Source organism: Oceanibaculum indicum P24 (genome assembly GCF_000299935.1).
GTDB classification, from domain to species: domain Bacteria; phylum Pseudomonadota; class Alphaproteobacteria; order Oceanibaculales; family Oceanibaculaceae; genus Oceanibaculum; species Oceanibaculum indicum.
Genome location: NZ_AMRL01000048.1, coordinates 1 through 8,907 on the forward strand (window position 1 = coordinate 1; position 8,907 = coordinate 8,907).

7 protein-coding genes are annotated in these 8,907 nt (G+C 66.3%); 5 read left to right on the top strand and 2 right to left on the bottom strand.

The window, feature by feature from the left end; translation table 11 throughout:
- On the top strand, nucleotides 1-342 hold a 342-nt coding region (locus P24_RS18685), incomplete at its 5' end, for a GGDEF domain-containing protein (RefSeq protein ID WP_008946315.1).
- On the opposite strand, the gene P24_RS18690 is transcribed toward P24_RS18685, so the two are convergent.
- Both P24_RS18690 and ehuR read right to left on the bottom strand, forming a co-directional pair.
- Nucleotides 293-892, bottom strand: coding sequence for a GNAT family N-acetyltransferase (locus P24_RS18690; protein ID WP_008946316.1), 600 nt, complete (start codon nucleotides 890-892; stop codon nucleotides 293-295). The two genes, P24_RS18685 and P24_RS18690, sit on opposite strands and share 50 nt — an antisense overlap.
- A gap of 29 nt (nucleotides 893-921) precedes the next feature.
- Nucleotides 922-2,316 carry a MocR-like ectoine utilization transcription factor EhuR gene (ehuR, locus tag P24_RS18695; protein WP_008946317.1) on the bottom strand — a complete coding sequence of 465 codons (1,395 nt, stop codon included), beginning with the start codon at nucleotides 2,314-2,316 and terminating at the stop codon, nucleotides 922-924.
- A gap of 129 nt (nucleotides 2,317-2,445) precedes the next feature.
- On the opposite strand from ehuR, the gene P24_RS18700 reads away from it, so the two are divergent.
- The 4 genes from P24_RS18700 to P24_RS18715 form a co-directional block, all read left to right on the top strand.
- Nucleotides 2,446-3,162, top strand: a complete 717-nt coding sequence (locus tag P24_RS18700) for an alanyl-tRNA editing protein (protein ID WP_008946318.1) — start codon at nucleotides 2,446-2,448, stop codon at nucleotides 3,160-3,162.
- Between the two features lie 787 nt (nucleotides 3,163-3,949).
- The gene (locus tag P24_RS20660) at nucleotides 3,950-6,499 is read left to right on the top strand and encodes a beta strand repeat-containing protein (protein WP_008946319.1); all 2,550 of its coding nucleotides are present in this window, start codon (nucleotides 3,950-3,952) and stop codon (nucleotides 6,497-6,499) included.
- A 102-nt stretch (nucleotides 6,500-6,601) separates the two neighbouring features.
- Nucleotides 6,602-8,140, top strand: coding sequence for a methyltransferase regulatory domain-containing protein (locus P24_RS18710; protein WP_040708494.1), 1,539 nt, complete (start codon nucleotides 6,602-6,604; stop codon nucleotides 8,138-8,140).
- The coding region (locus tag P24_RS18715) for a tetratricopeptide repeat protein (RefSeq protein ID WP_008946321.1) at nucleotides 8,137-8,907 on the top strand (771 nt) is incomplete at its 3' end. The genes P24_RS18710 and P24_RS18715, both read left to right, overlap by 4 nt.

Here is an 8,907-nt window from a genome sequence, read left to right on the forward strand (position 1 = left end):
CCCTGCCGCTATGGCGGGGAAGAGTTCTGCGTGCTGCTGCCCGATACCGGCATGGATGGCGCCGCAGCGCTGGCAGAGAATCTGCGCCGGCGCTTCGCGGCGGTCGAGGTTCCGTTCGATGGCGCAATGCTGAGTGCCACCATCAGCATCGGCGTGGCCGAGGCCCAGCCCGCCATGCACATGATCGAGGAAGCGATCTCGCAGGCTGACCGGGCGTTGTATGCCGCCAAGCGGGGCGGCCGCGACTGCGTGATCCGTTTCGAGGCCTCGGAGGATGGCGCTGCGCCGTCGCTCAGCTACCGAAGCCGCCCCGTGCCAGCCGCTCGCTCAGCCGCGTCCTGACCGCTGGCCATTCCTCGTCGAGGATGCTGAAATAGACCGAGTGGCGGATGCGCCCGTCCGGCATGATCATATGCTTGCGGAAGATACCTTCCTGCACCGCGCCCAGCCGGCCCAGCGCGGTCTGCGACTTCACGTTCAGCTGGTCGGTCTTGAACTCCACCCGCATGCAGCCCAGCACCTCGAAGGCGTGCTGCAGCATCAGCATCTTCGCCTCCGTATTCACATGGCTGCGCTGGAAGGCCGGGTCGATCCAGGTCCAGCCGATTTCCAGCCGCTTGTTCTTGCGGTCGATGGCGGCGAAGCGGCTGGAGCCGACGATGCGGCCGCTGGCCTTGTCCACCGTGGTGAAGGGCAGTGCCGTGCCCGCCGCCTGGCCATCCAGCGCTTCCTGCAGATAGGCGCGCATACCCTCGATCCCGGTGGCCGCGGTCGGCGAGTAGAGCCACAGCGCCGGCTCCCTGCCGGCCTCGGCGAGGCCCGGCAGATGCTCCATCGACAGCGGCATCAGCGTGACATGCTGGCCGGACAGGGTTACGGGCTTTACGTCCATAGGCGGGACTCCGGGTTTCGGTGGTGGAATCAGACGACGGCGAGATAGCGTGTGTCGGCGGCCTGCGGGATCAGCTCGCGCAGGATGTCCAGCCCCTGACGCACGGCATCCGCATTGGCCGGCGAGCCGAGGCAGATGCGCACCGCCTCCTCCTCATGGCGGCGGCCGACCGCGAACACATCGGTGGGAGCGATCAGCACGCCGCGCTGGCGGGCCTCGGCGACGAAGTCGGTGGCACGCCAGGGGGCGGGCAGCCTGACCCACAGATGATAGGCCTGCGGCGCGGCATCCCCGGCGAGCGGGCCGAGCACGGACCGCGCGATGGACTGGCGGCGCGCGGTTTCCTGCCGGCGGTTCTCTGCGATGGTGTCGGCGACACCGCTGTTGATCCAGTCGGCGGCGATCTCGCCCATCAGCGGCGGCACCATCCAGGTGGTGGCGCGCACCGCTGCCATGATCCGCGGGTGGAAGCGCCGGGGGGCGGACAGGCAGCCGATGCGCAGGCCAGGTGCCAGGCTCTTCGACAGGCTGGTCAGATACAGCACCTGCTCCGGCGCGCGGGTGGCGATGGGGGCGGGCGCATCCGGCGCCAGGAAGCCGTAGATATCATCCTCGACGATGGGCACGTTGTAGCGTTCGGCGATATGGGCCAGTGCCGCGCGCCGTCCCTCGCCCATGATCGTGCCGGTCGGGTTCTGTAGCGTCGGGATCAGGTACAGCGCCTTGGGCGACAGGGTGCGGCAGGCGACGTCGAAGGCCTCCGGCAGCACGCCCTCGCCATCCATCGCGAGGCCGCGCAGCTGCAGGCGCATCATCTCGGCGATGGCGCGGATGCCGGTCCAGGTCAGCGCCCCGCACAGCACCACATCGCCCGGTTCCGCGACGGCGGCGATGGCGGCGCTGATCGCATGCTGCCCGCCGCTGGTGAGCACCAGCCGTTCGGGCTCGACCGGGAAGCGATGCTGCCGGCCCAGCCACGCTGCCACCGCCTCGCGCACCCCCTGTGGCCCGTCGAAATCGCCATAGGGCAGCAGATGCCCCAAATCGTTGCGCCGGGCGAGCGCTTCCAGACTGTCGCGCAGCGCCGCCTCCGACAGCGGTTCGGCGGGCGGGTAATTCAGGCTCATATCGATGGTGCCGTCGCGCTGCGGCGGCGCGTGGTACAGCGCATCGGCGGGCGCGCGCTGGGCGATGAAGCTGCCGCGCCCCACCTCGCCGACCAGCAGCCCCAGCCGCTGCGCCTCGGCATAGGCGCGTGTCACCGTGCCGACCGTCACCCCCAGCAGATAGGCGAGGTCACGATGCGTCGGCAGCCGGTCGCCGGGCACCAGCCGGCCGGCCTCGATATCGCGGGCGATGGCCTCGGCAATGGCGCGGTAGCGCGGGCCGGGGATTGTCGCTATGTCGGGGTGCCACTTGCTCATAGCGTAACGGTACAAAGCACATGAAATCGCGACAATCGTAAAAATGTACCGGTGACAATTAAAGTAAGTATGCCCGCCTGTACCCCTCCGGACAGGGCGCTATAATCGCCCCCAATAAAGGAGGACCGCATGACCGAGGAACTGTTCCGCACCGATTCCTACCTGAAGGACTGCACCGCCATTGTGGTCTCGGCCGGGCCGGAGGGCATCGTGCTGGACCGCACCGTGTTCTATCCGATGGGCGGCGGCCAGCCGGGCGACAGCGGGGAATTGCGGCTGGCGGACGGGCGGACGATCCGCATTGCCGACACGCGCAAGGGCGAAACGGGAATCCTGCATATCCCTGAGGAGCCGGAGGCGGCATCCGCACTGGCCCCCGGCGATGCGGTGACGGCCGTGCTCGACTGGGAGCGCCGGCACCGCCACATGCGCATGCACACGGCGCTGCACCTGATGTGCGCCAGCGTGCCGGGTGACGTGACCGGCGGGCAGGTCGCTGCCGACAAGGGCCGGCTGGATTTCGACCTGCCGGAAGTCACCTTCACCAAGGAGGAGCTGGCGGACAGGCTGAACGCGCTGATCGCCGCCGACCATCCGGTCAGCGCCCGCTGGATCACCGATGCCGAGATGGCGGCCCAGCCGGACCTGGTGCGCACGCTCTCGGTGAAGCCGCCGATGGGGGCGGGTACCGTACGGCTGATCTCGGTGGCGGGCGACGCTGTCGATCTGCAGCCCTGCGGCGGCACCCATGTCGCGCGCACCGGGGAGATCGGACCGCTGACTGTCGCGAAGATCGAGAACAAGGGCAAGCAGAACCGCCGTATCACCATCGCCTTCGCGGAGTAGGGGGGGGCGCGGAGTAGGGGAGCTCTCACTCATTGTCATTGCCGGGCTTGACCCGGCAATCCAGGGGCCACGGCCCGAGACGTTACAGGCTAAGCACCGCCCCTGGACCCCCGGGTCAAGCCCGGGGGTAACACGAGAAGGAAGTCTCTCTTCCCATTTTCCCTCGTCTTTTCAGGGACAAGCACCGTGCCCTTGCGGTGCCATGGTAAGAAAACCGACCAAATCTGATAGAGTTGCCGCAAATGCAGCGCCGTCAAATGGCCCGGAGTCAGACAGTCATTTCTGGTTAGAAAGTCACTGTACAAGTAATTATCAGAACTTAGGTCAAGAAACTAACATATAAAGACCCACCATTCCAATGTGTATTCCGCTCAGCTTCGCCATGGTCGGCGATGAATGACCGGAAAGAAACCGTTCTTGACGAATTTCTTACTGACGGATATAAGAAGCCTGTCGAATGAATTCTGTCACAGCCGGATATATCACGGCTCATTGCCTGATTTGTTGCATATATGCAACGCAACTGCGCTTACCGCTATTTATCGTGGCCGGGCTGGCATTTGCCTCTTGGCGATGGGCGCGACAACGGGTAAAACCGGTGGGCGTTTGAACAAGCGCTGTAACTGCGTCCACCGCCTGGCGAGTTCAGGGATGTCGCCGGCAGCGGTGTTCTAACAGTAGGTTGGGCGGCGCGAGCCTGCTCGTAAGTTGGGGAAGCTAGGGGGCCAAGGGCGGATAACCGTCACGCCACCAGGGGAACCAGGGAAAACTAAGGGAGCTATTAGTAATGGCAACTATCACTGGTACGGACGCCAGCGATTTCCTCGTCGGCACTGCTGACGGCGATCTCGTCAACGGCGGGCTCGGCAATGACACCATCCGTGGCCTGGGCGGCAACGACACGCTGAACGGCGCCGAAGGCGACGACGATCTCGATGGCGGCGACGGCAATGACCACCTGATCGGTGGCGCCGGCGCGGACATCATGCAGGGCGGCATGAATTCCGACACGCTGGAAGGCGGCGCTGGCAATGATGTGCTGCGCGGCGGCAAGGGCTTTGACTCCCTGGTCGGCGGCGATGGCGACGACACCCTGTATTCCGGCCTTGGCCAGGACACCCTCACCGGCGGTTCCGGCGCGGACGTGTTCGTGGTGCGCGGTTCGGATCCGAACTTCCCGGGCGCCCTGAAGGCCCCGACCATCACCGACTTCGTTGCCGGTACCGACCGCGTCGCCGTTGAGGGCGCGACCGCTGCCGACATCACCACCGCCCTGGCGGCGCAGACCACTGTCGATGGTGGCGTCTCCTTCTCGATCGCTGGTGCGACCATTGTCGTGAAGGGCACCGGCCTGACCTCGCTGACCTCGGCCAACGTCGTCACGACCGACGCCATTGCTCAGACCCCGGTTGCCGGTCAGACCCTGACCCTGACCACCAGCACCGACGTGATCTCGGGCGGTGAGGGCAATGACACCATCATCGGTGACTTCGGCGCCACCACGGTGAACGCCGCTGACCAGATCGATGGCGGTGCGGGCACCGACACGCTGAAGCTCTTCGGCGCGGCGACGAATAACCTGCCGGCTGGTGCCAAGAACATCGAGGTGCTGAACTACGTCACCCCGGGCAACAACCACATCATCCGGACCACCGTCAGCGCCCCGAGCGGCATCAATCGCGTTCAGGTTGACCAGACCAACGCGACCGGCGGCAAGTCGATCACCACGACCGGCTATAACGGTGTGACCCTCGACCTCGCCACGCTGAACAATGGCGATGTCGGCGGCGCGCTGACCTGGGCGGCCAGCACCACCGACACGACGCTGAACCTGGAACTGTCGGGCTACAGCAATGCCGGTGCGCAGAACCTCAGCATCACCGGTGCTGCGGCGACCACGCTGAACGTCACCACCGATACCGCCGCCAGCAAGGTTGCCACGCTGACCGGCCCGGCCACGGCCACCACCGTGAACCTGGCGGTCGGCTCGGGCGCCAACCTGTCGGTCACCTCGCTGGCTGCCTCGGCTGCCAAGACGGTGAACATCTCGGGCGCCGGCAAGGCCACCATCTCCGGCTCCGACCTGGCCGCGACCGTCACGGTCGATGCCTCGTCCAACACCGGCGGTGTTGCCTTCACCGGTGAGGCGACCACCACCCTGACCTTCAAGGGCGGTTCGGGTTCCGACTCCGTGACGGCGCTCATTGCTGACCTGACCACCGCCGACGCTCTGGACGGTGGCGCTGGCAGCGACGCTCTGGTGATCTCCGACGCGGTTACCCTGACCTCCAAGGGTGCGGCGGCCGGCGTGAACGATGCGGTGAACTTCGAGAGCCTGACTGTTACCACCGGTAACAACCAGGTCGATGTCGGGTTCATCACCAACGGCATCACCAACTTCAAGACCACCGGCAACGCCACGCTGACCGCGACCAACTCGCTGTCCACCACCAGCTACACCATCGACAACAGCGCGGGTAACACCGGCACCGTGTCGATCGGCAACAAGGTGGGCGAGCTGACCGCGAACCTGACCGTTGACTACGGTGCGGCGACCGCCGCGAAGACCGTCACCGACGTGACCTTCAGCGGTGCGACGAACCTGAACATCACCTCGACCGGTACCGGCACGGGTGGTTCCAACGTCATCACCACGCTGAACAACGGTGACAACTCGGTGTTCACCATCACCGGCACGAAGGCGCTGACCATCACCAACGCCATCGACGGTACGACCACCGGTTCGAAGATCGATGCCTCGGGCTTCAGCGGCAAGCTGACCATGACCGGTTCGGGCCAGGCTGACGTGTTCACCCTGGGTTCGGGCGGCAGCGTGATCGACGGCGGCGCGGGCAAGGACACCATCACCGGTGGTTCGGGTGCCGACCGCATCAACATCACGACCGCGACCTCGAACGACGACATCACCGGCGGCGCCGGTGCCGACACGATCGCCTTCTCGGGTGACAACACCACCCTGTATGCGCGTTCGACCGGCACCACCGACGTGGTGAACATCACCGACTTCGTCGCCGGTACCGACAAGATCGGCCTGGTGAACGCCACCGGCGCCTTCACCTCGGTGACCCTCGCCACCCAGACCATCGCCACGGCGGCGGATCTGACGGCGGTGTGGGCCGGCCTCACCTCGGTTGCGGCTTCGGCCTCGGGCGGCGCTGCCAGCGCGGTCCTGGTCACGGTCTCGGCCGGTGCGGCTGCGGGTACCTACCTGTACGTCAACGACAGCACGGCGGCGGTCAACAACGCCACCGACCTGCTGGTGGATATCACGGGTGTGACCGGCACGCTGGCCACCACCGACTTCGTCTTCGCCTAAGCTTCTGAAGGCGACAGGGCGGATCGACAGATCCGCCCGACGGAGCTAGTCTCTAGCCCCGCTCCCGAAAGGGGGCGGGGCTTTCTTTTGGGGAGGATGGATTTGAGCAGCTGGAGCGAAGGGTACGTCACGGAGGTTGGCTATACCCATGGCTATTACCGCGAGCTGGCGCCGGCCCTGCAGCGCTTCGCGCTGATCTCCGCCGGCTATGCGCCGCCGCGCCAGAAGAATTATCTGGAGCTGGGTTTCGGCCAGGGGCTGGCGGCCTGCATCCATGCTGCCGCGACGCCCTGCCGGGTCTGGGCGACGGACTTCAATCCGACCCAGGCCTTCAACGCGCAAGATCTGCTGGAAGCGGCGGGCCTCGACGATGCCGTGCTGCTGGATGACAGTTTCGCCGAGCTGCTGGCGCGCAAGGACCTGCCGGAATTCGACCATATCGGCGCGCATGGCATCTGGACCTGGGTATCGAACGACAACCGCCGGCTGATCGTGAACATCTTCGACCGGTTCCTCGGCATCGGCGGGGCGGCCTATCTCAGCTACAATACGCTGCCGGGCTGGGGGTCGGGCGTCCCGTTGCGGCATCTGATGTGCCTGCATGCCGAACTGTCGGGTGCGCCGGCGCAGGGCATCGCCCGCAAGGTGGAGGAGGCCATCGGCTTTGCCACCAAGCTTTCCGACATGAAGGCCGGCTATTTCACCCTGCACCCGGAGGTGGTCGAGCGGCTGAAAGGTATGGAAAAGCTGGAGCGCAACTACGTCGCCCACGAATATTTCAACCGCAACTGGGAGCCGATGCACTTCGCCGATTTCGCGGCCTGGCTGACCCCGGCGCGGCTCGATTATGCGGCTTCGGCCTATATCCTGGACCATGCGGAGGAGATCAACCTGTCCGCCGATGCGCAGGCGATGCTGCGCGAGACCGGCAACGAGATCCTGCGCGAGACGATGCGCGACTTCTTCGTGAACCGCTACTTCCGGCGCGACATCTTCCAGCGTGGCCGGCGGCGGCTGACGCCGGTGGAACAGAGCGAGATGCTCGACCGCACGCGCTTCGGCCTGCAGACCGTGCCGAAGAATGTGCCGATGCAGATCACCGGTCCGGTCGGCGATGTCGGGCTGCAGAAGCAGATATACATGCCGGTGATGGAGGCGATGGCCGCCGACAGCTTCCGGCTGAAGACGCTGGCCGAACTGCGCCGGATGCTGCCGCAATTCTCCGCCGCACAGGTGTGGCAGGCGGTGCGCATCCTGGTCGGCATGGGGCATGCCTTCCCCGGGCAGGATGTGGAAATCGCCGATCAGGTGCGGGCGCGCTGCCGCAAGCTGAACCGGGCATTGTGCGAGCGTGCCCAGCACAGTGCGGATTTCCTGTTCCTGGCCTCGCCGGAGGCTGGCACCGGCCTTATGGTGCAGCGTGTCGAGCAACTCTATCTCGCCGCGCGTGAGGATGGCCATAAGACGCCGGCCGACTGGGCGAAGGCCGTCTGGGCGAAGATCGAACGCCAGCCGTTCCGCATCCGCAAGGATGACCGCACGCTGGAAACGGCGGAGGAGAACATCGCCGAGCTGACGCGCCTTGGCATCGAGTTCGCGGAGCGGCGCCTGCCGATCCTGCAGGGCTTCGGCATTGCGTGAGTGCGGCTGCTGACAGGCTGGCCGAGGCGGTCGCCCGCCATCAGGGGGGCGATCTGCTCGGCGCTGTCGCGGCCTACAAGCAACTGCTCCGGAAGGACCCCGACGATGCGACCTGCCAGCACCTGCTGGGGGTGGCGCTGCTGCAATCCCGCCGGATAGACGAAGCGCTGGCGGAACTGCGCCGGGCGACCGAGCTGGCACCGGCGGAGCCTGCCTTCCTCAACAGTCTGGGGGCAGCCTGCCGGGCCGCCGGGCAGTTTGCCGCTGCCGCCGACTGCTACCGGCGAGCCCTGGCGCTCGACCCCGACTATGCCGGGGCGCACGCCAATCTCGGCAATGTGCTGCTGGATGCCGGCGATATCGCCGCTGCCCGTGCCAGCCTCCAGCGGGCGGTGGCGCTGGACGGTACACAGGCAGGCTGGCACTACTCGCTCGGACTCGCGGCCCAGCGGCTCGGCCAGACACGGGAAGCCGCCGGTCATTACCGGCAGGCGCTGGCGGCGCAACCCGATCATGTGCAGGCGCTGAACAATCTGGGCAATTTGCGATCCAGTGCCGGCAATCTGATGGCGGCGCTGGAGTGCTTCGAGAAGGCCCTGGCGCGGCAGCCGCATTTTGCCGCCGCGCAGGCCAACCGGGCCGGCACGCTGATGCGGATGGGCCGGCTGGAGGAGGCGGGCAGTGCCTATAAGGCGGCACTCGACCTGGCTCCTCAGGACCCCGGCATCAACCGCGCCTATTCGATCTTTCTGTGGCGTCGTGGTCGT